Source organism: Ruegeria sp. BHSC026 (genome assembly GCF_059613065.1).
The window spans coordinates 177,950-201,815 of sequence record NZ_JBXWRV010000005.1 but is presented as its reverse complement, the minus strand read 5'-3'; the positions used below and the strand labels follow the sequence as shown (position 1 = coordinate 201,815).

The following is a 23,866-nucleotide window of genomic DNA, read 5'->3' as shown; positions in this document are numbered from 1 at the left end:
GTCTCAGACCTGCATGATTTCCGCCTGTTTCGCCTCAAGCGCGGCGTCAACCGCCTTGATCATCTGGTCCGTCAGTTCCTGCACCTCGCTCTCCCAGAATTTTTGGTCATCCTCGGACAGGCCGTCAGCCTTGGCCTTTTTGATCTGGTCCATCCCGTCACGGCGCACATTGCGAATGGCCACGCGGGCATGTTCGGCATACTGGCCGGCCACCTTGCCCAGTTCGCGCCGGCGTTCCTCGTTCAGCTCGGGGATCGGCAGCATGATAATGGTGCCGTTCAGTTGCGGGTTGATGCCCAGACCGCTCTCGCGGATTGCCTTTTCCACCTTGCCGACCAGCGACTTGTCCCACACGTTGATGGTGACCATGCGCGGTTCGGGGACGTTAACGGTGCCCACCTGGTTGATCGGAGTCATCGACCCATAGGCGTCAACCATGATCGGATCCAGCATCGAAGCCGAGGCCCGGCCGGTGCGCAGCGACGCAAACTCGGTGCGCAAATTGGCCATGGCGCCCTCCATGCGGCGCTTCAGATCGTCGGTATCCAGTTCGAAGTCATCAGACATGCTGCTCACTCCCCTTATTCAGGTCTGTTTGCTAGGGTCATAAGCCATCGCAAATGGGATGTATAGCAATGATGAGCGCCAAAAGCCTCGACGACCGGACTCCGTTTGTCGCCATACGTCGATACGTGAACAAAAACCGGCCCCAATGAGGCCGGTTCCGATTTGACGACAATCCGCCCGTCAGGCATTCACGTCCAGCACGACGCGACCCTTGACCCGGCCTTTCAGAATGTCTTCGCCCAGTTTTGGCAGATCCTTCAGCGTTGCCGGCTGGATCATCGAATCCAGCTTGTCCATCGGCAGGTCCGTCGCGATCCGTTTCCACGCGCGTACGCGATTGTCGTAGGGCTGCATCACGCTGTCGATTCCCAGCAGGTTCACCCCCCGCAGCAGGAACGGAATCACCGTTGCCGGCAAAGCCGCGCCCCCCGCCAACCCGACGGCGGCGACCGAGCAGCCATATTTCATCTGTCCCAGCACACGCGCCAGCATCGAACCACCCACTGCATCGACACACCCGGCCCATGTCTCGCTCTCGAGCGGGCGTTTGGTGGTCTCATTCAACTCCTCGCGCGGCACGATGGTCGCAGCGCCCAGAGATTTCAGATACTCCCCGGCCTCCGGGCGCCCTGTCACGGCCGCGACTTCGTAACCCAGATTCGCCAGGATCGCGGTCGCGACCGAGCCCACGCCACCGGCCGCACCGGTCACCAGAACCGGACCTCGATCCTGCGTCAGACCATGATCTTCCAGCGCCATGACCGCCAGCATCGCGGTAAAACCGGCGGTTCCCACCGCCATTGCCTGGCGCGTGCTCAACCCCTGCGGCAGAGGCACAAGCCAATCGGCCAGCGCGCTGGCTTTCTGGGCATACCCGCCCCAATGTGCCTCACCCACGCGCCACCCGGTCAACACCACCTTGTCGCCGGGTTTGTACCTGTCGTTCGAGGAGTCTTCTACCGTTCCCGCATAGTCGATCCCCGGCACATGCGGATAGTTGCGAACCAGACCACCGCCTTTGGGTGACATGCACAAACCATCCTTGTAGTTGACGGTCGAGTACTCCACGGCCACCCGCACATCCCCATGCGGCAGATCGTCTTCCGAAATCTGCTTGATCACCGGGGTTGCCAGCCCGCTTTCTTCGTCCTTCTCCATTACCAAAGCGTTGAACATGCTCACATTCCTTTCCTTCCTCTCGGCCAGACGACTTCTTCATCTGGCCCCAAATATCCCGGGGGAGTCGCGCAGCGACGGGGGCAGAGCCCCCTTCCCGGCTCAAATCCAGAACTTCGCCTGCACGACTGCATCCCGCATGCCGTCCGGTGTCTCGACCTCAACCCGTGTTCCCGGATCCCAGTGGCTCAGCCGCAGCATACCGATCGACACGTTGGTTTGGAAATCCGGCGACCAGGTGGCCGAAGTCACCTGACCCACGCGCTTGCCGCCACCATATACCGGCCACGGCCGATCACAGGGTGGCACCGCTTCACCCTCGATCGCGATCGGGCGGATTTGCTGAACCGGCCCCTCCTTGGCCACCCGCAACAGCGCATCCCGCCCGATGCAGCCAATGGCCGTATGCGTGTTGCAGAACTTGCCCAACCCGCACTCATGGGGCGTGTTGTCGTCAGTCATGTCATTGCCGTAAGACAGCAACCCGCCTTCGATCCGCTCGATCAGGTTGGGGCAACCCGCCCGAACCTGCAGGTCCTCTCCGGCGGCAAACAGGGCGTTCCACAAGGGCATGCCGATGTCGCCGCCCTCGACATAGATCTCGAACCCGCCCTGTTTGGAATAGCCCGACCGCGCAATCGCCAGATCACGCCCCTCGAACTGGAACATGTCGAACTTGAAGAACCGGATATCGCGCACCCGGTCGCCGAAGACCCGCGCCATCAGGTCATCCGACTTGGGTCCCTGCACTGCCAAGGGCGACACGTCCGGCTCGTCCACCAGAACATCCAGTCTATACCCGTTGGCCAGGCCCTTGACCCACAAAAGCAAGTCGCTGTCTGCGATCGAGATCCACCAGCGGTCATCCGCCAGTTTCACCGCCACGGGATCGTTCAGCATGCCCCCTGTTTCGTCCACGATCGGCACATAGTAGCATTGACCCGGCAACATGCCGCGCAGGTCGCGCGGGGTCAGCATCTGCATCAGCCGCGCCGCATCGGGGCCGCGCAGTTCGACCTGCCGCTCGCAGGCCACATCCCAGACCTGCACATGGGTCTTGAGATGCCGATAGTCGGCCTCCACGCTTTCAAACACCGTCGGCAGCAACATCCGGTTGTAGACGGTATAGCCTTTGACACCGGCCGCCTCGACCCCGTCAGAGAACGGCGTGCGCCGCAGCCGGCGCGACAAAGAAATCTGTGGCACTTAGACCTCCTCGGGCAAGAAAACGAGATCACTGACCGGCGCCTCAGAGCCGGCCTCGGTCAGCATTTTGTGGATTTGCCCCCGGTGATGCGTCTGATGGTTGTAGAAACCGATCACACACTCTGCGTAAGGCATTGTTATATTTTTCTCTTTCACTCCGGAGCACCAAGTGAGCGACCCACTGATCGGGTCATCTCCCTGGGTGTCCGCCCAGGCGCCTATCCGCGCGTCGATCGTTTCGCGCAGCGGCAACCAGTGAGCCAGATCGGGGCACAGATGGACGCTTTCTTGGATGCCGCCGCCTTTGCGGTGCGGGGGGCTGTCCGGGCTAGGACCCGTGCCAAACCGCGACATCCAGATCCAGTCGCCCCAAAGCAGATGGTTCGCCGTGCCCAGGATCGACCCAAAAAACGCGCCGCATTCACGGATCAATTCCTTGGCTGAAAGCTTATGAAGAAAGCCCGCCAACTGGCTGTTTTGCCAACGGTTATAGCGGGCCATCCGCCGGGCAAAGGCGCCGGTGATCATTACCGGGGCCCGTGCCAGTCGATCTGACAGATCTCGGCGGAGCGGCCGTCGAAATCCCAGACCCGACCGAAGGCGCGCACCTTGCCCTTTGTCGCGGTCGCCACTGTGATGTCCGGGCCCATCCAGTATTCGGTATTGGTGACGACGATTTCCTTGCCGTCCTTGCCCTCGACCGGGACCACCGCGCCCTGGATCTTTTTGCCGACCATCAGGCGGCGTTCCTTGCCTTCGGTTTCGAAATGCACCGGCGACCGCTCGGCCCCCAGGAACTCGCTGACCAGAACCGAGAACAGCCCCGTCGTACCGCGCGCCGCGCCCGAGAAGATGTTGACCAGCCCCTCATAGGCCGCCTCGGACGCGCGGTCGTCGATGAAGGCCGCAGCCTTCCAGTTGCCGCGCCCCATGTTGCCGGGGATTTCCAGGAACAGGCCCACGTTCAGACCCGACAGGTCCTCGTCGCCATATTGGCCCTCATCGATGCGGATGCCCGCCCAGGCCTGGCAGTAGCCCTCGGTCGGCGGATGCTTCCCAAGGCTGACCACGCAGGGGCAGAACACCGTGCAGTTGCAGTTCAGGATCAACTCGCCCTTGATGGTCCAGGGCACCGTGCCCACCGTATCCAAAGCCATGTCTGTCTCTCCTCTTGTCAGACTGTCGTAAACGCGACCCAGGCGGCCCCGATCAGCAACGCCACGCCCAGCGGGCGGGTCACCAGTCGGCCAAGGTCGGGCAATTTTTCGAAAACCATCAGCATCGTGGCCAGCCCCATGAAGGCCAGGTTCATCACGCCGCCCACGAAGGCCAGCAGCATCAGCGCCCAGCAGCAGCCCAGGCACACCAGCCCCAGCCGCAGGCCATTGCGCCACGGGCCTTCCTCCCAGTGCTGGATGAAGAAGGTCAGCGGATGACGGCACTTGCTCAGGCAGGCCTCTTTGATGGCTGAAAACTGGTACAGGCCGGCGACGGCCAGAAGGCCTGCGGACAGCAGCCCCGAGACGCTTTCGCCCAACCCGTTCAGCGCACCCGCCCGGAACAGCGCCATTTGCGCCAGCGCGGCCAGAACGGAAAAGCCAAACCAGACCGTCAGATACCCCGCCAGCAAATGCCCGAACCTTGTGCCCTGCGCGGCGTGGGACAGGTCGTCATAGGTGGCAAAGGCCGGCAAAGCCGTCGGCGCCATCATCGCCGCCGACATCAACGCCCACATGGCCACCATCTTCAGCAGCCCCGCCGCATCAGGGGTCAACGTGCACAGGCTGCGCCAGAAATCTTCGCCGTATACCGCACCAAGGGCGCGCATCTCGGCCGGCACCGCCATCAGGTACAGCGCCCCCCAGGCCGACAGGATCGCAGCGAACAGGCCCAGCCAATGCGGCGCTGTCATGGCTCTTATCCGGTCCACAGTCACGGCCCTCCCTGCGACTCACTCCTTGCTTTTCAAATGTCAGACTTTTAAATGTCAGACAAATAAATTTTTCACGGTGACCCCAAGAAGATGAAAATCGACCCGCAGAAAAGCACCGACCTATCTGCGCAGATCGCCCAGGCCATCCGCGATGCGATCGTATCAGGAGAGCTGATCGTGGACGAGCGCCTGCCCTCGGAATCCGAGCTGGCGGATCAGTTCCAAGTGTCGCGTCCCACCGTGCGTGAGGCGCTGAAGCGGCTGGCGGCACAGTCGTTGATCCGCACCCAGCGCGGCGCGACCGGAGGTGCGTTCGTCAACCGGTTGAGTTTCCAGGACGCCTATTCCCAACAGATCACGACTTCGACGCTGCTGCTGTCGATGAACGAGGTCAGCTTCGACACCGCCTGCGAGGCCCGCTATGCGTTGGAACGGGCCTGCGCGCCCCTGTCGGCGCAGCGGCGCACCGCAGATCAACTGGCCACCATGCGCGCGGAAATTTTCCGCCAGGCGCAACCCGGTTTGACGGATGAGGCCTTCTGCGCCTCGGACGTGGCTTTTCACCGGGCGCTGGTCGATGGTGCGGGCAACCCTGTCCTGTCCTATCAACTGGCCGGCGCGGTCGAGGCGATGCAGCCCCTGATGAACATGATCACCTTTACCGCCCGCTCGCGCGAGGAGATCATCCACCTGCACAGCAAGATCGCCGACGCGCTGGAGGCGCAAGACGCCGAGACCGTCGACGCTGCGCTGGTCGAGCTGGAAACCTACACGCGCCACCTTGCCCATGACGTGGCTGAACGTCGGCGGAAACCGGCCTGAGCGCCGCTTGAATAATTCTTGACGCATCACATCAACGGAAAGGACACTCGGGCAGGCAGACCATCATCCGGCGGGAAGACCGGCACTCTCAATAAAATTTATTTTCAATGACTTACGGGAGGACGTTATGAACAAAAGACCGGATCCGACATTTTATCCATCCGCCAAACTGGCCATGGAGGCCCCGCCCGAGACCCTGGCCTTCACTCTGATGCTCAGCCCTGATTTCTCGCAGCCCGACGGTTTGGCCGTTGTAAACGTCGACCCAACTTCGGGCGACTACGGCAAGATCGTTCACAAGGTGATGATGCCAAACAAGGGCGACGAGTTTCACCATTTCGGATGGAACGCCTGTTCCTCGGCCCTGTCGCCGCTGACCGGCCACGCCTTCCTTGAGCGCCGGTACCTGATCATCCCCGGTATCCGCTCGAGCCGGATCTATGTCATCGACGTGAAGGACCCGCTTCAGGCCTATATCCACAAGATCATCGAACCCGAGGAAGTATTTGCTAAAACTGGATATTCCCGCCCGCACACGATCCACTGCGGCCCCGAAGGCATCTATGTCAGCACCCTGGGCGGCGGCGGCGAGAAGGGCACTGACGGTCCACCGGGCATCTTCATCATGGACTGTGAAACCTTCGACATCATCGGGCGTTACGAGATCGAACGCGGCGTGCAGGACAAGCACTATGATTTCTGGTGGAACCTGCCGCGTGACTACATGGTCAGTTCCGAATGGGGCCTGCCGCCGCAATTCGAGAACGGCCTGCTACCGGAGGACCTTCTGTCGAACAAATATGGCCACCGGATCCATTTCTGGAACCTGCGCGACCGCACCAACATCCAGACCATCGATCTGGGCGCGAAACACCAGATGGCGCTGGAAATCCGGCCTGCGCACGATCCTGTCAAGGAATACGGGTTCTGCGGCGTGGTGGTCGACACCACCAACCTGCAGGGAGCGATCTTTACGTGGTGGCGCGACAAGAAAGGCAAGTTCCACGCCAAAAAGACCATTACGATCGACCCCCAACCCGCTGATCCTGCTGATCTTCCCGAACTTCTTAAAGGATTCTCGGCGGTGCCGCCGCTGGTCACCGACATCGACCTGAGCCTGGATGACAAATACCTTTACGTCGCGTGCTGGGGTACCGGTGAAATGCACCAGTACGATGTCTCGGACCCGATGAAGCCCAAACTGGCCGGCAAGGTCGAGATCGGCGGCATCGTCAAGAAGACCAAGCACCCCAACGGCAAGGACTTTGGCTATGGCCCGCAGATGGTCGAGATCAGCCGTGACGGGAAACGCGTCTATTGGACCAATTCGCTCTATTCCACCTGGGATGATCAGTTCTACCCCGGCGAGCGCGGCGCGGCGATGGTCAAGGCGGATGTCGGCAAAAAAGGCGGCCTGAAGCTGGACAGGAACTTCTGGGTCGAATTCCCCAAAGGTTATCGCGCCCATCAGATCCGGCTTGAGGGGGGAGACTGCTCCACCGACAGTTTCTGCTACCCTTCGGTCTGAATTGGACGTCTTGATGACATCGACGGCCGGCCTCTGGCTGGCCGTTTTGCTGAGCGGCGCCTATCACGGGCTGAACCCCGGCATGGGCTGGCCGCTGGCCGTGTCGGCTGCATTGATGGAGCAACGTCAATCCGCCTTGTGGCGCGCGTTGGCAGCCTTGGCGGGCGGGCATTTCTTGGCGATGCTGGGCGTATTGCTGCCCTTTGCGGTGATGACCATCCTCGTAGACTATCAGCGCGAAATCCGGATCGGAGCAGCCCTGATCGTGATCGCCATGGGCCTCTACATCGCGATCACCCGTCGGCATCCACGGTTCCTGGCGCGCGTGCCGCCCAGTAGGCTGGCACTGTGGTCGTTTCTGGTGGCGCTGGCGCATGGTGCGGCGCTTATGCTTGTGCCGATCTATCTGGGCCTGTGCGGACTGGACGAGCTGGATACCGGCCACAGAGCCGCGTCAGAGATCATGGGCACCAATGGCCTGCTGGTTCTGACAGTGGCCGCGGTCCATACCGGCGCGATGATGCTGGGTGGCGGCGCTCTGGCCTTCGCGGTCTATCGCTGGCTGGGCCTGCAATTCCTGTCGCGCAGCTGGTTCAACCTGGAAATGGTCTGGGCGCTCAGTCTGATCCTCGTGGGCGTGCTCGGCCTGTGGGCCGCAATCTGAGGTCTTCCCCCTGCCCCAAAACAGATTAGGTTCGATTGGCAGGCATTTGAAACGCGAGGCCCCCATGACCGGAACACTCAACATCATCGCAGCCCTTCTGACCATCGGCTTTGGCCTGTTCGGCTTTCTGGCTCCGGCCTGGACGGCAGCCTCGTTGGACCTTGCGCCCACCAACAGCACGATGGGCCTCAGTGAAATGCGCGCCTCGGTCGGCGGACTGTTCGTCGTGACCGGAATCGCGGTATTGTGGCTGAACCACCCGATGGCCTACGCGATGTTGGGCGTGATCTATGCGGGCGCGGCGCTGGGTCGGTTCGTGTCCGTTCTGCTGGACAATCCGCCCTTGGCCAAGGCGTTGACCTTCGGTGGTATCGAGCTGGTGCTGGCAATCTGGCTGATCGCCGCCAACCTGGCGAAGCCCGCGTGATCGGTTGAAAAAATCGCCATGATCCCGCGCCTTGGGGGTTTGCATCCGCAAAAATCCTCACCTATATAAGTCCTGTCCTTCGGGACTATGGACATAAACGCGCTCGTAATAAGCGGATCGGACCCGGGGGCGGTACCCGGCGGCTCCACCATATATCCTTCATTTGGGGATCATGGGGCCGAAACAGGATCGACGAACGTCTAAAGGGGTTAGCTTTGTCCCGGCTGTCTGCCACCGTTACCGGCGAAAACAGTACAATTGCAAATGACAATCGTGCTCCGGTTGCCGTTGCTGCGTAAGCAGTAACCAGACCGAAACTTAAGTCCTTGCGCCTAGCCGCGTAAGGCGGGGTTCGCAGGTGCCTGGCAACAGAAACCTGCACTTTCCCAACCATTTGTCTGCGGTTTTTGCGCTGATCCTAACGGTGTTCAGGGTTTCTTCACCTCTATGCGCAAGTCTCTCCTAAGCTAAACAGGAGAGCTGGGATGACTCATGCAGAGATTCTTCGGGCCTGGTACTCGGAGGTTTGGGAAAAAGGCAATGTCGACGCGATCGACGAATATTTCGCGCCCGAAACGATGGCCGAAGGGCTGATACCGGAAATGCAGGTCGGCGTGGACGATTTCCGCGATCTGGTGATGGCCTTCCGTCATGTGCTGGGCGACATTCAGGTGGACCTGCCGAAAATCATCGAGAGCGGCGACTGGGCCTCGGCGGTCCTGCATGTAAGGACATCGCGTGCCGACAATGGTGCGCCGCTTGAGGTCACCGGACAGGTCATGGCGCGGTTCAAGGGTGACAAGATGGTCGAAGCCTACAATCAGTTCGATTTCGTGTCGCTGTTCGAACAACTCGGCCAGTTTCCGCAGGACACGCTGCCCGTATGCATGACCGGACAACGTCTCGATTGGGCCTGACCGGTTCTTGACCGCACAGGCAAAGCCCGCATAGCAAGGACCGAGACCGGCAACTCGCCCGCCCAGGCAGGGCGCGGATTGCCACATCTCGAAATGCGGAAGGGCGTGTTCCATGGCGGGGCCGGTGTTTGGGGATTACTATCAAATGCAGTGTCGAATTCCCCCGCCGAGCATGCGGCCTCTACTTGAGCACACGCGCCTGCGCACGCCGACCCTCGGCACTCCGGCAGTCGCCTCGGTCATGGCCTGCGGATGAGCCCCTCGGTCGCGGATCTTATCCGGGTGTTCGGCCGTATCGGAGTGTTGTCCTTTGGTGGGCCGGCCGCCCAGATCTCGCTGATGCACCGGGAACTGGTGGATCGCCGTGCCTGGCTGGATGAGCCGACATTTCTGCGCGCCCTGTCGCTGTGCATGCTGCTGCCCGGCCCCGAGGCGATGCAACTGGCCACATATGCCGGCTGGCGCCTGCGCGGCGTGCCCGGCGGGCTGATCGCGGGCGCGCTTTTCGTTTTGCCCGGCGCAATCGTGATCGCTGCGCTGGTGATGCTCTATGCCGCCTATGGCGACCTGCCGCCTGTCCAGGCGGCTTTTCTGGGTGTCAAGGCGACCGTCATTGCAATCGTGCTGCAGGCCGTGATCAACCTGTCGCGCAAGACCCTCTCGGGGCTGCAGTCTCGCGTTATCGCGGGGCTGGCTTTTCTGGCCATTTTTGCACTAAACCTGCCCTTCCCACTGATCGTCCTGGCGGCCGGTTGTTGGGGGTACGTTATGTCCCGCACGACACATCCGCCGTCCGATCCGGGTCGGCTCCCAGCGGAAAGGCACGCGATACGCACCGCCTTGGTCTGGATGACGCTTTGGCTTTTGCCGCTGGCTCTACTGACGGCGTCGGGTCAGACGCTGCTGGCCGATCTGGGCTGGTTCTTTGCCAAACTCGCGGTTGTCAGCTTTGGGGGCGCCTACGCGGTGCTGTCCTACATGACCCAGACGGTGGTGGCGCAGCATGGCTGGATCTCGGCCGACCAGATGATCGATGCGCTGGGCCTAGCCGAGACAACTCCGGGGCCTCTGATCCTGGTGACGCAATTCGTGGCCATGCTGACCGGTCAGATCGCCGGTGGCCCCGGTTTGGCCCTGGCCGCAGGCGCGGTCGCACTTTGGGCGACTTTCGTCCCCTGCTTTCTTTGGATCTTCCTGTCGGCCCCATATCTGGATCACATCGCCCGGAACCCGCGCTTGTCCGGCGCCTTGAGCGCAATCTCGGCGGCTGTCGTCGGGGTGATTCTCAACCTTTCGGTGTGGTTCGCGCTGAACGTGATTTTTGCAGACGTGGTCCGATACGGCCTTGGCCCCATCTCAATCCCGATACCCGTTCCATCCAGCCTGAATTTTCAGGCGCTTGCACTGACAGTTGCCGCCGGGCTGTTGATATTCCGACTGAAATCTGGTTTCGGGGTCGCGTTGGCCGCCATGGCCGCAGCAGGTTTGGCCCTGCATTTTCTTTGAACAATCCGGCGCTGCCGGGCCTTTCGTTTCCGCCCGAATCCCTTATGCTTGGGGCAACCACTTTCGAGGACAAGACATGTCGCAAGGCATCGACTACGGCAACCTAATGCACACCGCCATGCGCGGCCTGATCAAGACCGTTCTGCAACGGGTCTCGGAGTCGGGGCTGCCCGGGGCGCATCATTTCTTCATCACATTCGACACCCGCACACCCGGTGTTGAAATTGCCGACTGGTTGCGCCAGCGCTACCCGGATGAAATGACGATCGTGGTGCAGCATTGGTTCGAAAACCTGAGCGTCGATGACGACGGCTTTGCCATCACGCTGAATTTCGGAGATTCGCCCGAACCGCTGTATATCCCCTTTGCGGCAATCCAGACCTTCGTGGACCCGTCGGTCGAATTCGGGCTGCGCTTCGAAGGCCCCGAAGAAGACGAAGAGGAAATCGCGGCGACCGAAGAAGACTCGATCGAAGTCGAGCCCGAGGACAAGCCGCACCACGACGCCGACATCGTATCGCTGGACAGTTTCCGCAAACAGCCCTGATCGGCCGATTGTAGGGCTGAAACGCTATTTCCTGCGCAGGAACGTATCCACTGACCGCGCCTCGCGCCCGTCGCTGAAGCGCGAGAAGGACAGGTTCAGCCCGCCTTCGGCCAGCGTTCGGTCATATTGCTGCAGTTCATAGTCGCCTTCGTGGTCGATAAACAGGGAAAACACGGTCAGCGTGTCGCCGACTATGCGGCCCCATACGAAGGGTTCACCCTTCATTGGATCCAGCGGCACTTCGTGGCCGAACACGTTGCGTTTCATCGCCGCCGAATAGATCTGAGGGCGGTCCGACGGCCGGAAGTCAACCGAGAACGACTGCTCTTTCACCCGGCCATCCGCCTTATATGTCACTGTTGTCCAACTGACATTGAACCCGTCATCGGTTTCGGAGATGCGCACGCTCATGTCGCGCGGGGTCGCGGTTCCGTCCGCATCCACGACCTGGGCCGACCCGACATAGTCACCGACAAAGGGCCCGATATCCGCTGCGCCGGCCTGAACTCCGATCAGCATCGCCACGACAGCCGCCCAAACCCGCATCTGCGCAAACTGTGATTTTTTCAGCCCCAAACGAAACATCCCGACCTCTCCGTTTCCCGCCCTTCGCATTCTAGACACGCGGGCCACCGGCACAATGGCAGATGGGACGACCACCCGAAAGAAAAATGACGCACCTCGCCCGGCTATACCTTTACTGCCCATCAGATTAAGGTGCGCGCAACTGGCCGATTGCGCCGCGGCGTGGCTGCGGCTAAACGGCATGCGACTGCATACCAGACGGAGTGACAGATGTCTCAGACCCGCACCGAATCCGACAGTTTTGGCCCGCTCGAGGTTCCGGCCGACAAGTACTGGGGAGCGCAGACGCAGCGCTCGATCATGAACTTCCCCATCGGCTGGGAGAAACAGCCCGTCGCCATCATCCGCGCCCTGGGCGTGGTCAAGAAGGCCTGCGCCATGCAGAACAAGGCAACGGGCAAGCTGGACGCACGCATCGCCGACGCCATCATCGAGGCCGCCGGAGAGGTGATCGAGGGCAAGTTCGACGACAATTTCCCTCTGGTCGTCTGGCAGACCGGTTCGGGCACCCAGTCGAACATGAACGCCAACGAGGTCATCGCGAACCGCGCGATCGAGATTCTGGGCGGCGTGATCGGTTCGAAGGACCCGGTGCACCCGAACGATCACTGCAACATGGGCCAGTCGTCGAACGACACCTTCCCAACCGCCATGCACATCGCCACCGCGATGAGCGTGCGCGACGTTCTGCTGCCGGGGCTGGAGAAGCTGGCCGCCGGGCTAGAGCAGAAGTCGGCAGAATTCAAAGATATCATCAAGATCGGCCGCACCCATACCCAGGACGCGACCCCGCTGACCCTGGGCCAGGAATTCAGCGGCTATGCCCACCAGATCCGTCAGGGCATCGCCCGTGTGAACGCAGCCATGCCCGGCATCTACGAGCTGGCGCAGGGCGGCACCGCCGTCGGCACCGGGCTGAACACCCAGAAAGGCTGGGCCGAGGCCGTTGCGGCCAACATGGCCGAAATCACCGGCCTGCCCTTCGTCACCGCGCCCAATAAGTTCGAGGCGTTGGCCGCCCATGATGCGATGGTATTCCTGTCGGGTACTATGGCCACGGTCGCGGGCAGCTGCTACAAGATCGCCAACGACATCCGCTTCCTTGGCTCGGGGCCGCGCTCGGGTCTGGGCGAACTGATCCTGCCGGAAAACGAGCCCGGTTCGTCGATCATGCCGGGCAAGGTCAACCCGACCCAAGCCGAGGCGCTGACCCAGGTCGCGGCCCACGTCATGGGCAACGACGCCGCGATCAAGTTCGCGGGCAGCCAGGGCCATTTCGAGCTGAACGTCTACAACCCGATGATGGCCTACAACCTGCTGCAGTCGATCCAGCTGCTGGGCGACGCGACCGACAGCTTTACTGAGCGTATGCTGCTGGGCATAAAGGCCAACGAGGCGCGCATCGAAAAGCTGATGAAGGAATCGCTGATGCTGGTGACCGCCTTGGCCCCCACCATCGGCTATGACAACGCCACCACGGTCGCCAAGACCGCGCACAAGAACGGCACCACGCTGAAGGAAGAGGCCATCAAGCTGGGCTTCGTCGACGAGGCGACCTTCGACGCCGTCGTGCGCCCCGAGCAGATGATCGGGCCCAAGGACTGATGGGCAAGCCGGTCAATCTGAACCGGTATCGCAAGGAAAAGGCGCGGGCCGAGAAAAAGGCCCGCGCCGACCGGAACGCGGCGGCGTTCGGGCGCAGCAAGGCGGAAAAGCAGCTGGACAAGGCCCGTACGGAAAAAGCCCGCCGCGATCTGGACAATCACGAGCTGGATGAATGAGCGGCCCGCCCGTCAAACGCTCGCTGACCCTCAAGGGGCATCGCACTTCGGTTTCGCTCGAGGATGAGTTCTGGCAGGCGTTCCGAGACATCGCCAAAGCAAAAGGTATGCCGATCAATGTTTTGGCCTCGGAAATTGATGTGGCGCGCGACCCCGAGACCGGGCTGGCGTCTGCCATTCGAGTGTTTGTTCTGAACTGGTACCGGTCATCCGATCGCACCCCTTGATCTGATCCCCGTCGGTGTCTAGGCTGATTGTGAACAAAAGGGGTACACTTGATGCGCGATCTCGTGACCGGCCTGGATGGCCAACCGCGATGCGGCTGGTGTCAAGCCGCGCCGGAGTTTTTCGACTATCACGACAAAGAATGGGGCTATCCGGTGGATGACGACCAGCGCCTGTTCGAGAAGCTCTGCCTTGAAAGCTTCCAATCCGGCCTCAGCTGGCGCATCATTCTGGCCAAGCGCGAAAACTTCCGCAAAGCCTTTTCCGGATTTGATTTCAACGTGATGGCCGGCTTTTCTGAAGCGGATGTCGAGCGCCTGCCGCAAGATGCCGGCATCATCCGCCATCGCGGCAAGATCGAGGCGGTAATCAACAACGCCTGCCGCGCGCAGGAGCTGGTGGCCGAAACCGGCTCACTGGCGGCCTATGTCTGGAGGTTCGAGCCCGAGACGCCTCCTGCGCCGCAGACGGCGTCGACTTCGCCCGAGTCGGTCGCCATGTCCAAGGATCTGAAAAAGCGCGGGTGGAAATTTGTCGGCCCCACTACGGTGTTTGCCTTCATGCAGGCGATGGGGCTGGTGAATGACCACGCCAGCGGCTGCACCATGCGCGAAAAAGCGGCGCAGATGCGCCGCTCATTCACCAAACCGGTCTGACCTCAGACCGAGGCGCGGTAGATCTTGTCGATATTGCTGCCCAGGGCCGCGTTGAACTCGGCATCCGACTGCTGTTTCGACAGCCCCTCGGTCAGCGCACGCGAGAAAGAGGCGATCATCTTGCCGTTCTGCGCCAGCAGGTCACAGGCCTCGTCGGTCGAATAACCGCCCGACAGCGCCACCACCCGCAGAACACGCGGATGATCGGCGGCCTCGTCATACAGATTGGCCTTGCTGGGCAGTGTCAGCTTGAGCATGACGTCCTGCCCCTCGCCCAACTCGTCGAGGTTCTTGAGGATTTCGGCTTGCAGGATCTCTTCGGCTTCGGCCTTGGTGTCCGACTTGATGTTCACCTCGGGCTCGATGATCGGAACCATGCCGGCGGCGATCACCTCGCGGGCCACGTCGAATTGCTGTTTCACCACGGCGGCGATGCCCTCAGCATTGGCCTCGTGGATGACCGAACGTTCCTTGGTGCCGAACACGCCTTCGGCCTTGGCCAGCGTCTCGGCCAGGCCCGGGATGGGCTTCATCAGCTGCACACCGTTGGCGGTGTCCTCTAGCCCTTTGTCAATCTTGAGGAACGGCACGATGCCTTTGATCGACCACAGGTAATCGGCCACCTTGCGGCCCTCGATTTCCTCGCCCAGCGTGCGTTCGAACAGGATCGCGCCGATCACCTTGTCGCGGGTGAAGTCATCGGCCAGGATGATCCTGGCGCGCATCTTCTGGATCTCGGCGAACATTTCCTCGTCCGAGCCATAGTCGGACGGCTGTACCCCGTACAGCGCCAGCGCCTTGGGCGTCGAGCCGCCGCTCTGATCCAGAGCCGCGATGAAGCCCGCACCGTTGATCATCTGTTCGCGCTGTTCAGCCTTGGACATAACACTTTCCCGTTCAGTAATGATTCCGCCTTTCCAATCGCATACAGCATGGCGCGGGGCGATGATAGTTTGTTAGCGCTCAACCACGCGCAGCCAGATTCCGTCGCGCGACCGGACCGTCAGATGCGCCGCCGGTACCGGGGTGCGGCCCTCAACAGGTTCGAACCGGTACCGGCGCAGCAGGATCGACAGGATCAACGGCCCCTCAACCATCGCAAACCCCGCCCCGGTGCAGACGCGCGGCCCGGCCGAAAACGGGATGAACGCCGCACGCTGGCAGGCTTTGCCGTTTTCGGTCGCCCAGCGGGCCGGGTCAAAGCCGTCGGGGTCTTCCCACAGCCGCTCATGGCGGTGCAGATGCCATGGGCTGAGTACGATCTGCGCGCCCTTGGGCACGTCGCGGTCGCGGAAGCGTTCGGGGCATGTGGCCTCGCGCACCATCATCGGCACCGGGGGATAGAGCCGCAGCGCCTCGCGGAACACATCGCGGCTGATGCGCAGTATGGACATGCTGGCAAAGCTGATTTTGTCCTGCGCGCCAGCTTCCTCGGCCACGCGTTCCTGCCAGTCGGGATAGGCGGCCATCAGGTACAGCGCCCACGCCAAGGCCGAAGCGCTGGTTTCGTGCCCGGCCAGAAAGAAAATGGCGACCTGGTCGATCATCTCGTCGGTGTTGAAACACTGTCCGGTCAGGGGGTCGGGCGTGGTCATGATCTTGGTGGCCAGATCGTCGGGCGCAGTGCCGGAGGCGATCTGCGCGGCCCGCTCGCGGGTCAGGCGGGCGATCAAGGCGCGGATTTCGGCCGCCGCACGGCGGGTCTTGCGCGCGTGGAACCGGGGCACCCAGTCGGGCAGCGGCACGAAAGCCGCAAGGTTCAGCAGCGGTTGCTGCCGCTGATAGGCGCGGAATTTCTCGAACACCTGTGCGGCGATCTCGTGCTCGATCGGCACTGAGAACAGGGTCCGAAAGATCACATCAGCGGCGGCATGGCTGGTGACCTCCTCGATCTCGACCGGTACGCCTGTCTTGTCGCGCAGGCGTTCGGCGCAAGCTTCGGCCGAGGCCAGCATCGCGGGAAAGGTTTGCTTCAGCCGTCCGCCCTCGAAGGCCGGGTCGATGATGCGGCGCTGGCGCTCCCAGGTCGCACCATTGGTCAGGAATACTGATTGGCCCAACAAGGGCCGCAGGCCTTCGCTGATCCGGCCGGATTTCGGGAAATCCTGGGGGCGGTGTTTCAGAACCCGGTCGATCAGTTCGGGCTGGTTGATCAGATAGGACCGGAAGAATGGGGTCCGGAACTCGGCCATCCAGGCGCGGTACAGGCGTTGCGGCTGGGCCGACAGGATGTCACGCCGGAACAGACGCAGGTATTGCCACAGCGATACCTTGTCAGGTCTGACGGGCGGCTTGGGCGGGGTCATGCGCGCACCGTTCGGTATTTGGACACCGCCCGCTCGATCCGCGACTTCGACGGGGCACGCTCGGCGAACCGCGCGCCCAATGTCTGCGGCCCGGCGGTGATGCGGAAATAATCATAGTCGCCCGGCCGGTCGAACGCGCAAAGATACTGGAAATGCAGACGGAAGAACCGCCAGCGCAAAGCTCCCCAGCGTTCGGGCGACAGGGTTTGCGTGAAAGCGGCTGACAAAACCAGCGGCCAGCGTTTGCCCGGCCCGGCAACGCCGCTGACCGCAACCGGATCACACAAGGCAAACGCGCAGCCATCCCCGGGCGCCGAGACATCGATCCATGTCAACTGCTCGGTCTGCGACAGCAGCTGCAGGTCGGCCCGCAACCGATCGGCCCGCGGCAGGAATGACACCATAGGCACCACCTGCCCCAATGTCAGGAAGGACAGGACGGGGCCATCCGGCGGCACATCGCCCCGCCGCAGCATGTCGGCCAGAACCGAAACCCCCAGATGCGCGCCGGAACTGTGGCCCACCACCAGAACCTCATCGACCGGCGAATGCAGAGCCGCCGCGATAGTGGCACGGAATTCGTCCAACCGGGCCTGCAATTCAGGCGGCGTTTCCCCGCGCAGCCGCGCTGAATAGGCATAGTCGTGCATCAGGTAATAGGCGAACAGACGGTTGTCGATCTTGCGAAACCAGCGCAGGACCACCACCAAAAGCGCCAGCGCTGGCAGAAGCGCCAAAACCCCGACCCACGGGAACAGTAACGCCACGAGGCCCCATCCCAGTGCCACTGCCGCCGCCAGTTGCACCAGCAACATCCCCACTGGATACAGCGCAGCGATCACCGGGCCCTTGCGCAAGCCCATCAGCCGCCACAGCGTGCCGGTCGCAATGTAGACCCACGCCGTGCGCAGCAATTGCCAATAGGTCGCCGGGATCGAGCTGTCCATGCTGTCGCGTACGATGTCGGACCAGACCAGAACCTCGACCTCCGTCTGCACCTCGGCCCCGTCCTGCACCAACCGGACATGCCAGCCATAGGGGCCATCGCCCGTCTTGGCCGAGACCTCCAACTGATACCCGGAAATCCCTGATTGCGTGATCCCCTCTTTCCGATAGAGTTCGCGATAGCGGCGGGGATGGATCGGATCATAGCCGGGGATATAGAACACCCGGCGTCGTTGTACCCCAGATTGCGGAACCTGACTGCTCATGCCTCTGCCCTTGTTGCGGGCAGGTTAGCGCAGCGATGTGGCCAAGGTAAGGCCCGATCATCGCGGCCGGGCGCCGCGTCAGCCCAGAGTGGCCAGCGCCGGGAATGTTTCCAGCAGCCACCAGCTGAACTGGCTGAACAGGCCCGTCACCAGCATGATGCCGACCACCAGCAACAGGCCACCCATGACCTTTTCGATCGTGCCCATATGCGGCTTCAGCTTGTTCATCACCGACATCGACCGGTTCAGGAACATCGCCGCCAGCAGGAACGGAATGCCCAGGCCTGCGGCGTAGACGCCCAGCAGCAGCGTACCCCGCGCTACCGAGGCCTCGGACGCGGCCAGCGACAGGATCGCGCCCAGCTGGGGACCGATGCACGGGGTCCAGCCGAATGCGAAGGCCAGCCCCAGGATGTAAGCCCCGAAGACCGATCCGCCTGCGTCCCCGGTCTCGACCCGCGCCTCACGGTCCAGGATCGGAATGCGGAACACGTTCAGGAAATGCAGGCCGAAAACGATCACCACCAGACCCGAGGCCTTAGCGAACAGCTCCTGGTTCTGCAGCACGAAGGCGCCAAAGGCCGAGGCCGTGAAGCCTAGCAGCAGGAACACCGTCGACAGCCCCAATACGAAGAACAGCGCAGACAGGGTCGCCTTGCGCCGGGCCTGCGCCTGATCCTGCATCTCGTGGATGGTCACGCCGCTCATATAGGCCAGATAGGGCGGCACGATCGGCAACACGCAGGGCGACAGAAAGCTGATCAACCCGCCGACCAGCGCGATGAACATGGCGGGCAGCAGCCCCGCGTCGATGATATCGATTCCGAACATAACACTGCAGATAGGGTATCCGAACGGCCGCGTCACGGGGCTATTCGGTCACATCCTCGTGGCTGCATGCTGGACAGAGCGCTTCGCGGCAAATATCTGAGGCACATGACTCATGAAGCCGAAACCCTTGACGCGCTGGGCCTTTTGTGTCCCCTGCCCGTTCTGAAAGCCCGCAAAAGGCTGAAATCCATGCCGGCGGGGTCTATTCTGCGCCTGCTGGCCGATGATCCGGCCGCCGTCGTCGATGTTCCGCATTTCTGCGCGGAATCCGGTCACGAACTTGTTGGGCGAGAGGACATGCCCGATCACCAAGTCTATCTGATCCGAAAAAACGCGTGATGCCCTAAGAAAAAATGGCGGGCCGATTGGCCCGCCTTTTCGTTCAGCTTCCCAGCGACCACCACCCGCGTTTTTTGGGCTTGGCCGGGGCGGGCGCGGGTTGTTCCGTAGCCACTTCAAGGACCGCGCCGCTATGCGCCTCCTCTGTGGGCTCAGCGGGTGTTTCGGTCGCGTCAACGCCTTGGTCCGCAGGTGATGCATCCGCTTCGGCGGGCGACAGGGCGACGGTTTCGACAGCCTCAATCTGGCTTTCCTCCGAAACGACCGGCTCACTCGGTGCCTCCGCCACTGCGGTATCGGTCTCGTCCTGAACCTCAGCAGTCGGCATCTCGTTTGACGCCCCCTCATCGGTTACAGCCGGTTCGGACAGAGCCTCCTGCGCCGCCGGAGCATTCTCTCCGGCTTCTCTCTCATTGGTCGGCTCAGTGGCTGCCACCTCGGCCTCGGCGGTCTTCTTCCGCCGCGGTGCCCGGCGCCGTTTAGGCTTGGCGGATTTTTCCTCCTCGGCCTTCTCCACCTCGGCTGCTTGTTCCGTCTCGGCAGTCTCGTCCCCTGCACCGTCCTCAGAGGCGGTAACGGCGTCCTCCGACTCTTCCGCCGCCGAATCTTCCGTCACGGTGCCGGATTTGTTCTCGGCCTGGGCGCCCTCGGGCTGCTCGGCATTTCCGCCGTTCTTCTTGCGACGCCGACGACGACGCTTGCGCTTGGGCTTTGCCTCCTCCTCGGACGTCTCCTGAGCGTCGGCATCGTCCACGGCCTCCTCCTCGGAGTCGACCAGATCCATCAACGACGCCGAGGCCGAAACCACCGGCGCCGAGACCTCGGGCACCGCCCGGGTCGCGGTCTTGAACTTCTCCATCGAGAAATCGGGGCTGACCAGATGAACGTCGCCCTCGACCCGGACCGACAAGCCATAGCGGGACTCGATCTGGGCGATGTGCTCGCGTTTCTGGTTCATCAGATAGTTGGCGATGCTGACCGGGCAGCGCACCAGAACCTCGCGCGAGCGGCGGCGGGTGCCTTCTTCCTCGATCTGGCGCAGGATGGCCAGCGCCATGTTGTCGTCCGAGCGGATCAGCCCGGTGCCGTGGCACGACGGGCAAGGCTGCGTGGTTGCCTCGAGCATGCCGGGGCGCAGGCGCTGTCGGCTCATCTCAAGCAGACCAAAGCCCGAAATCCGCCCCACCTGGATCCGCGCACGGTCCGTCTTCAACTTGTCCTTCAGGCGTTTCTCGACGGCCAGGTTGTTCTTGCGCTCGTCCATGTCGATGAAATCGATGACGATCAGACCGGCCAGATCGCGAAGGCGCAGCTGGCGTGCCACTTCCTCGGCGGCCTCGAGGTTGGTCTTGAGCGCGGTTTCCTCGATCGAGCCTTCCTTGGTGGCCCGGCCCGAGTTCACGTCGATGGCCACCAGCGCCTCGGTCACGCCGATCACGATATAGCCGCCCGACTTCAACTGTACCGTCGGGTTGAACATCGAACTCAGGTAGCTTTCCACCTGATAACGCGCGAACAGCGGCAGCTGGTCCTCGTACCGTTTCACGTTCTTGGCGTGCGACGGCATGATCATCTTCATGAAGTCCTTGGCGATGCGGTACCCGGCCTCGCCCTCGACCAGAACCTCGTCGATCTCCCGGTTGTACAGATCCCGGATCGACCGCTTTATCAGGTCCCCTTCCTCGTAGATCTTCGCCGGCGCGATCGACTTGAGTGTCAGCTCGCGGATTTGCTCCCACAACCGCTGCAGGTACTCATAGTCGCGCTTGATCTCGGATTTGGTGCGTTTGGCACCCGCGGTCCGGATGATCAGGCCCGCGCCGCTGGGCACGTCGATCTCCGACGCGATCTCCTTCAGCTTCTTGCGATCCGCGGCGTTGGTGATCTTGCGGCTGATGCCGCCGCCACGCGCGGTGTTGGGCATCAGCACGCAGTAGCGGCCCGCCAGCGATAGATATGTCGTCAGCGCCGCGCCCTTGTTGCCGCGCTCTTCCTTGACGACCTGCACCAGCAGGATCTGGCGCACCTTGATGACTTCCTGGATCTTGTAGCGACGCGGACGCGGCTTGCGCGGCGGCCGTATATCCTCGCTGTCGTCGTCATCGGCCACCGACTCGATCGACTCGTCCTTGGCGGCTGCGTCAGGCTTGGCGGGCGCTTCGTCATCCGCGCCGTTCTCACCATCGTCAGCTTCCACCTGACTCGCAGGCGCGTCGGTCTCGGCTTCTGTGTCACCAACCGCGACGGGTTCATCCACCGCCGGTTCATCCGGCTCCTCAACGGGCGTCTCTGCCACCGTCTCCATCGGCGAGGTGCCCTCGGGCACAGGCAGGTCCGCAATGCTCCCATCCACGTCGAGGTCGATGGTTTCCATGCCGGTCGGCTCGCTGGAAACCTCGAGGGTTTCCACCGGGTCATCCGACTTGGCCGACGCCGCCTTGGACCGCGACCGCGAACGGCGCTTCTTCGGACCGCTTTCATCCGCCTCGTCACGCGCCTTCAGCGCCTCGACATAGGCCCGTTCCTCTTCCATCAGCGCTTCGCGGTCGGCGACCGGGATCTGGTAGTAATCCGGGTGGATCTCGGAAAACGCCAAGAATCCGTGGCGGTTTCCACCATAATCCACGAAGGCCGCCTGCAGCGAAGGCTCGACGCGCGTGACTTTTGCTAGATAGATATTGCCGGCAAGCTGGCGTTTGTTCTCGGACTCAAAATCAAATTCCTCGACCTTGTTTCCGTCCACCACCACGACGCGGGTCTCTTCCGCGTGGGTGGCATCGATAAGCATTTTCTTTGCCATGTGTCCTTGATGCACCGCACCAAACGCGCTGTCCTGACCTGTCCAGGCGGACAGGCGCATCTGGGGTGGTGTCTTGTCTGGGCGATTTCGGACGGCGCGCGGCAGGGATCGGCAACTCGCCACCCTGCTCGTACACTCAATCGTTGCGCGCGCGTCATCGCGGTTCTTCTCCGACAGGCGCGACCATGCCGCTGCCTGCCCATTATTCCTTTTGCCCGATGAAAGGGCTCAGGTGCTCTACTGCCCATTGCTGGGCACAATCTGCATGCTTCACCCGGAGAGATGGGTCACCATCCGCGGCCAAGCAGCGAAACTCAATGATCCGGGACACGTCAGCCCCACTTCGGGCCGGGTCCGTCCTGACACATTAAAAGCAGTCCTGTGGAAAACACAATGGGCAAACTGCACGGCCCATGTTCAATTGTCGCCTGATCTTCATCTGGCCGCAAATATCCCGGGGGAGAATTGGCCATAAAGACCAAGAGGGGGCTGGCCCCCTCCCTCACAAATAATCTGCCCGTTGCAGCCCGTATTTGGCCATCTTCTCGTTCAGCGTCCGGCGCGGCAGGCACAATTCCTCCATCACCGAGGCGATCGACCCTTTGTGCCGCCGCATGGTGTTGTCGATCAGCATCCGTTCGAACGCCTCAACGTATTCCTTCAGCGGCTTGCCCTCGGTGGTCATTACCGGCTGCATCTCTTCATGATCGGACATCAACAGCGACGCGATGGTGCCCGAACCGCGCCGCGACTGCAGAACCGCGCGTTCGGCGATGTTGATCAACTGGCGCACGTTGCCCGGCCATGGGGCCTGCAACAGCTGCGCGGCCTCCTGGGCGCTGACTTGCGGCGCCTCACAACCGTATTCTTCGGCAAACTGCTCGCTTAGCCGCGTGAACAGGGTCAGGATATCCTCGCCCCGCTGCCGCAGCGGCGGCATGGTGATCCGCAGCGCCGCCAGACGATAGAACAGATCGGGCCGCAGCACGTCCTCGCTGGTCTTGCCCGCTTCCTGCAGGTTCGAGATCGCAACGATCCGGGTTTCGGCCGGTGTTCCCTGCTCGTTCATCACGCTCAGCAACCGCGCCTGCAGCGTGTCGCTCAGCGCCTCTATATCCTCCAGCACCAGAGTGCCGCCCCGGGCTTCCTCGATGGCGGGCAGTTGCGTGTCCTCGGGCATCATGGGTCCGAAAAGCCGCTTGGCCAGCGCCTCTTCCTCGAGCGCGGCACAGGAGACCAGAACGAATTTCTTGCCCGCCCGGCTTCCCACTGCATGCAGCGCGTGCGCCACGAGGGTCTTTCCGGTGCCGGTTTCGCCGTCGATCAGCACATGCCCGTCGGCCTGGCCCAGGTCCAGAATATCCTCGCGCAGGCGCTCCATCACCGGGCTGGCGCCGATCAGCTTGTTCATGATCTGGGTGCCGCCCGACAGCTCGCGCCGCAGCGCCCGGTTGTCCAGCGTCAGCCGTCGCGCGTTACTGGCGCGTTTGGCCAGTTCCGACATCCGATCGGGGTTGAACGGCTTTTCCAGAAAGTCGAACGCCCCCACCCGCATCGCCTCGACGGCCATCGGCACATCCCCGTGCCCGGTAATCATGATCACCGGCAAGGTGCTGTCGGCGCCCATCAGCTTTTTCAACAGCTGAATGCCATCCATGCCCGGCATCTTGATGTCCGAGATCACGATCCCCGGATAATCCGGCCCCAGAACCTTCAACGCATCTTCGGCGCTGGCGAAGGTCTCGGTGTCGTACCCGGACAGCGCCAACCACTGGCTGATCGACTGGCGCATGTCCTGTTCGTCATCCACGATGGCAATCTTCATGGCCTGTGCCATAG

25 protein-coding genes and 1 other RNA gene are annotated in these 23,866 nt (G+C 62.2%); 13 read left to right on the top strand and 13 right to left on the bottom strand.

The window, feature by feature from the left end:
• Positions 1-3: 3 nt before the first annotated feature.
• The 6 genes from frr to AC2FME_RS08790 all read right to left on the bottom strand — a co-directional run bounded on the left by frr (position 4) and on the right by AC2FME_RS08790 (position 4,861).
• Positions 4-567, bottom strand: a complete 564-nt coding sequence (frr, locus tag AC2FME_RS08815; RefSeq protein ID WP_496688340.1) for a ribosome recycling factor — start codon at positions 565-567, stop codon at positions 4-6.
• A gap of 180 nt (positions 568-747) precedes the next feature.
• The gene (acuI, locus tag AC2FME_RS08810; RefSeq protein WP_496800213.1) at positions 748-1,743 is read right to left on the bottom strand and encodes an acryloyl-CoA reductase; all 996 of its coding nucleotides are present in this window, start codon (positions 1,741-1,743) and stop codon (positions 748-750) included.
• A gap of 102 nt (positions 1,744-1,845) precedes the next feature.
• The gene (locus tag AC2FME_RS08805) at positions 1,846-2,949 is read right to left on the bottom strand and encodes a dimethylsulfoniopropionate demethylase (protein ID WP_496800212.1); all 1,104 of its coding nucleotides are present in this window, start codon (positions 2,947-2,949) and stop codon (positions 1,846-1,848) included.
• The gene (locus AC2FME_RS08800; RefSeq protein ID WP_496800211.1) at positions 2,950-3,477 is read right to left on the bottom strand and encodes a DinB family protein; all 528 of its coding nucleotides are present in this window, start codon (positions 3,475-3,477) and stop codon (positions 2,950-2,952) included.
• Positions 3,477-4,106, bottom strand: a complete 630-nt coding sequence (locus AC2FME_RS08795) for a DUF1326 domain-containing protein (protein ID WP_005983316.1) — start codon at positions 4,104-4,106, stop codon at positions 3,477-3,479. Before AC2FME_RS08795 ends, AC2FME_RS08800 begins: the two co-directional genes overlap by 1 nt.
• 17 nt (positions 4,107-4,123) lie before the next feature.
• On the bottom strand, positions 4,124-4,861 hold the full coding sequence (locus AC2FME_RS08790) for a DUF2182 domain-containing protein (RefSeq protein WP_496800210.1): 738 nt from the start codon (positions 4,859-4,861) through the stop codon (positions 4,124-4,126).
• 111 nt (positions 4,862-4,972) lie between these two features.
• Between AC2FME_RS08790 and AC2FME_RS08785 the strand changes: the two genes are divergently transcribed.
• The 8 genes from AC2FME_RS08785 (at position 4,973) to AC2FME_RS08750 (ending at position 11,293) form a co-directional block, all read left to right on the top strand.
• The gene (locus AC2FME_RS08785; RefSeq protein WP_496800209.1) at positions 4,973-5,704 is read left to right on the top strand and encodes a FadR/GntR family transcriptional regulator; all 732 of its coding nucleotides are present in this window, start codon (positions 4,973-4,975) and stop codon (positions 5,702-5,704) included.
• Between the two features lie 127 nt (positions 5,705-5,831).
• Positions 5,832-7,232, top strand: coding sequence for a selenium-binding protein SBP56-related protein (locus AC2FME_RS08780; protein ID WP_496800208.1), 1,401 nt, complete (start codon positions 5,832-5,834; stop codon positions 7,230-7,232).
• A 13-nt stretch (positions 7,233-7,245) separates the two neighbouring features.
• Positions 7,246-7,896 (top strand): hypothetical protein, encoded by a 651-nt coding sequence (locus AC2FME_RS08775; RefSeq protein ID WP_496800207.1) that lies wholly within the window; start codon positions 7,246-7,248, stop codon positions 7,894-7,896.
• Between the two features lie 64 nt (positions 7,897-7,960).
• A complete protein-coding gene (locus AC2FME_RS08770; RefSeq protein ID WP_496711138.1) occupies positions 7,961-8,323 on the top strand; it encodes a DUF4345 family protein in 363 nt (120 codons plus the stop codon).
• A 35-nt stretch (positions 8,324-8,358) separates the two neighbouring features.
• Positions 8,359-8,706, top strand: a transfer-messenger RNA (tmRNA) gene (gene ssrA / locus AC2FME_RS08765).
• 102 nt (positions 8,707-8,808) lie between these two features.
• Positions 8,809-9,240 (top strand): ester cyclase, encoded by a 432-nt coding sequence (locus AC2FME_RS08760; protein ID WP_496688325.1) that lies wholly within the window; start codon positions 8,809-8,811, stop codon positions 9,238-9,240.
• A 252-nt stretch (positions 9,241-9,492) separates the two neighbouring features.
• Positions 9,493-10,746: a chromate efflux transporter gene (chrA, locus tag AC2FME_RS08755; RefSeq protein WP_496800206.1), complete on the top strand. Its 1,254-nt coding sequence runs from the start codon at positions 9,493-9,495 to the stop codon at positions 10,744-10,746.
• Positions 10,747-10,822: 76 nt separating this feature from the next.
• Positions 10,823-11,293, top strand: a complete 471-nt coding sequence (locus AC2FME_RS08750; protein WP_496679924.1) for an SspB family protein — start codon at positions 10,823-10,825, stop codon at positions 11,291-11,293.
• A 24-nt stretch (positions 11,294-11,317) separates the two neighbouring features.
• On the opposite strand, the gene AC2FME_RS08745 is transcribed toward AC2FME_RS08750, so the two are convergent.
• Positions 11,318-11,878 carry a hypothetical protein gene (locus AC2FME_RS08745; RefSeq protein WP_496711141.1) on the bottom strand — a complete coding sequence of 187 codons (561 nt, stop codon included), beginning with the start codon at positions 11,876-11,878 and terminating at the stop codon, positions 11,318-11,320.
• Positions 11,879-12,088: 210 nt separating this feature from the next.
• On the opposite strand from AC2FME_RS08745, the gene fumC reads away from it, so the two are divergent.
• Genes fumC through AC2FME_RS08725 form a run of 4 tightly spaced genes read left to right on the top strand, consistent with a single transcriptional unit; the run spans position 12,089 to position 14,540 of the window.
• Positions 12,089-13,483: a class II fumarate hydratase gene (gene fumC / locus AC2FME_RS08740; protein WP_496800205.1), complete on the top strand. Its 1,395-nt coding sequence runs from the start codon at positions 12,089-12,091 to the stop codon at positions 13,481-13,483.
• Positions 13,483-13,659, top strand: a complete 177-nt coding sequence (locus AC2FME_RS08735) for a DUF4169 family protein (protein ID WP_170528485.1) — start codon at positions 13,483-13,485, stop codon at positions 13,657-13,659. Before fumC ends, AC2FME_RS08735 begins: the two co-directional genes overlap by 1 nt.
• Entirely contained in the window at positions 13,656-13,886 is a 231-nt protein-coding gene (locus tag AC2FME_RS08730; protein ID WP_496679917.1) for a ribbon-helix-helix domain-containing protein, read from the top strand. The genes AC2FME_RS08735 and AC2FME_RS08730 overlap by 4 nt, the downstream gene beginning before the upstream one ends.
• 51 nt (positions 13,887-13,937) lie before the next feature.
• Positions 13,938-14,540, top strand: a complete 603-nt coding sequence (locus AC2FME_RS08725; protein WP_496800204.1) for a DNA-3-methyladenine glycosylase I — start codon at positions 13,938-13,940, stop codon at positions 14,538-14,540.
• A 2-nt stretch (positions 14,541-14,542) separates the two neighbouring features.
• On the opposite strand, the gene AC2FME_RS08720 is transcribed toward AC2FME_RS08725, so the two are convergent.
• The 4 genes from AC2FME_RS08720 to AC2FME_RS08705 form a co-directional block, all read right to left on the bottom strand.
• A complete protein-coding gene (locus AC2FME_RS08720) occupies positions 14,543-15,424 on the bottom strand; it encodes a fructose bisphosphate aldolase (RefSeq protein WP_496741247.1) in 882 nt (293 codons plus the stop codon).
• Positions 15,425-15,496: 72 nt separating this feature from the next.
• Positions 15,497-16,846 carry a cytochrome P450 gene (locus tag AC2FME_RS08715; protein WP_496688315.1) on the bottom strand — a complete coding sequence of 450 codons (1,350 nt, stop codon included), beginning with the start codon at positions 16,844-16,846 and terminating at the stop codon, positions 15,497-15,499.
• Positions 16,843-18,057 carry a hypothetical protein gene (locus AC2FME_RS08710; protein WP_496800203.1) on the bottom strand — a complete coding sequence of 405 codons (1,215 nt, stop codon included), beginning with the start codon at positions 18,055-18,057 and terminating at the stop codon, positions 16,843-16,845. Before AC2FME_RS08710 ends, AC2FME_RS08715 begins: the two co-directional genes overlap by 4 nt.
• 78 nt (positions 18,058-18,135) lie before the next feature.
• Positions 18,136-18,888, bottom strand: coding sequence for a cytochrome c biogenesis CcdA family protein (locus AC2FME_RS08705; protein WP_496679909.1), 753 nt, complete (start codon positions 18,886-18,888; stop codon positions 18,136-18,138).
• 105 nt (positions 18,889-18,993) lie between these two features.
• On the opposite strand from AC2FME_RS08705, the gene AC2FME_RS08700 reads away from it, so the two are divergent.
• The gene (locus AC2FME_RS08700) at positions 18,994-19,227 is read left to right on the top strand and encodes a sulfurtransferase TusA family protein (protein WP_496800202.1); all 234 of its coding nucleotides are present in this window, start codon (positions 18,994-18,996) and stop codon (positions 19,225-19,227) included.
• Positions 19,228-19,270: 43 nt separating this feature from the next.
• Here AC2FME_RS08700 and AC2FME_RS08695 read toward each other — a convergent pair whose 3' ends face one another.
• Both AC2FME_RS08695 and AC2FME_RS08690 read right to left on the bottom strand, forming a co-directional pair.
• Entirely contained in the window at positions 19,271-22,027 is a 2,757-nt protein-coding gene (locus tag AC2FME_RS08695) for an Rne/Rng family ribonuclease (RefSeq protein ID WP_496800201.1), read from the bottom strand.
• Positions 22,028-22,529: 502 nt separating this feature from the next.
• Positions 22,530-23,864, bottom strand: a complete 1,335-nt coding sequence (locus tag AC2FME_RS08690) for a sigma-54-dependent transcriptional regulator (protein WP_093961984.1) — start codon at positions 23,862-23,864, stop codon at positions 22,530-22,532.
• Between the last annotated feature and the right edge of the window lie 2 nt (positions 23,865-23,866).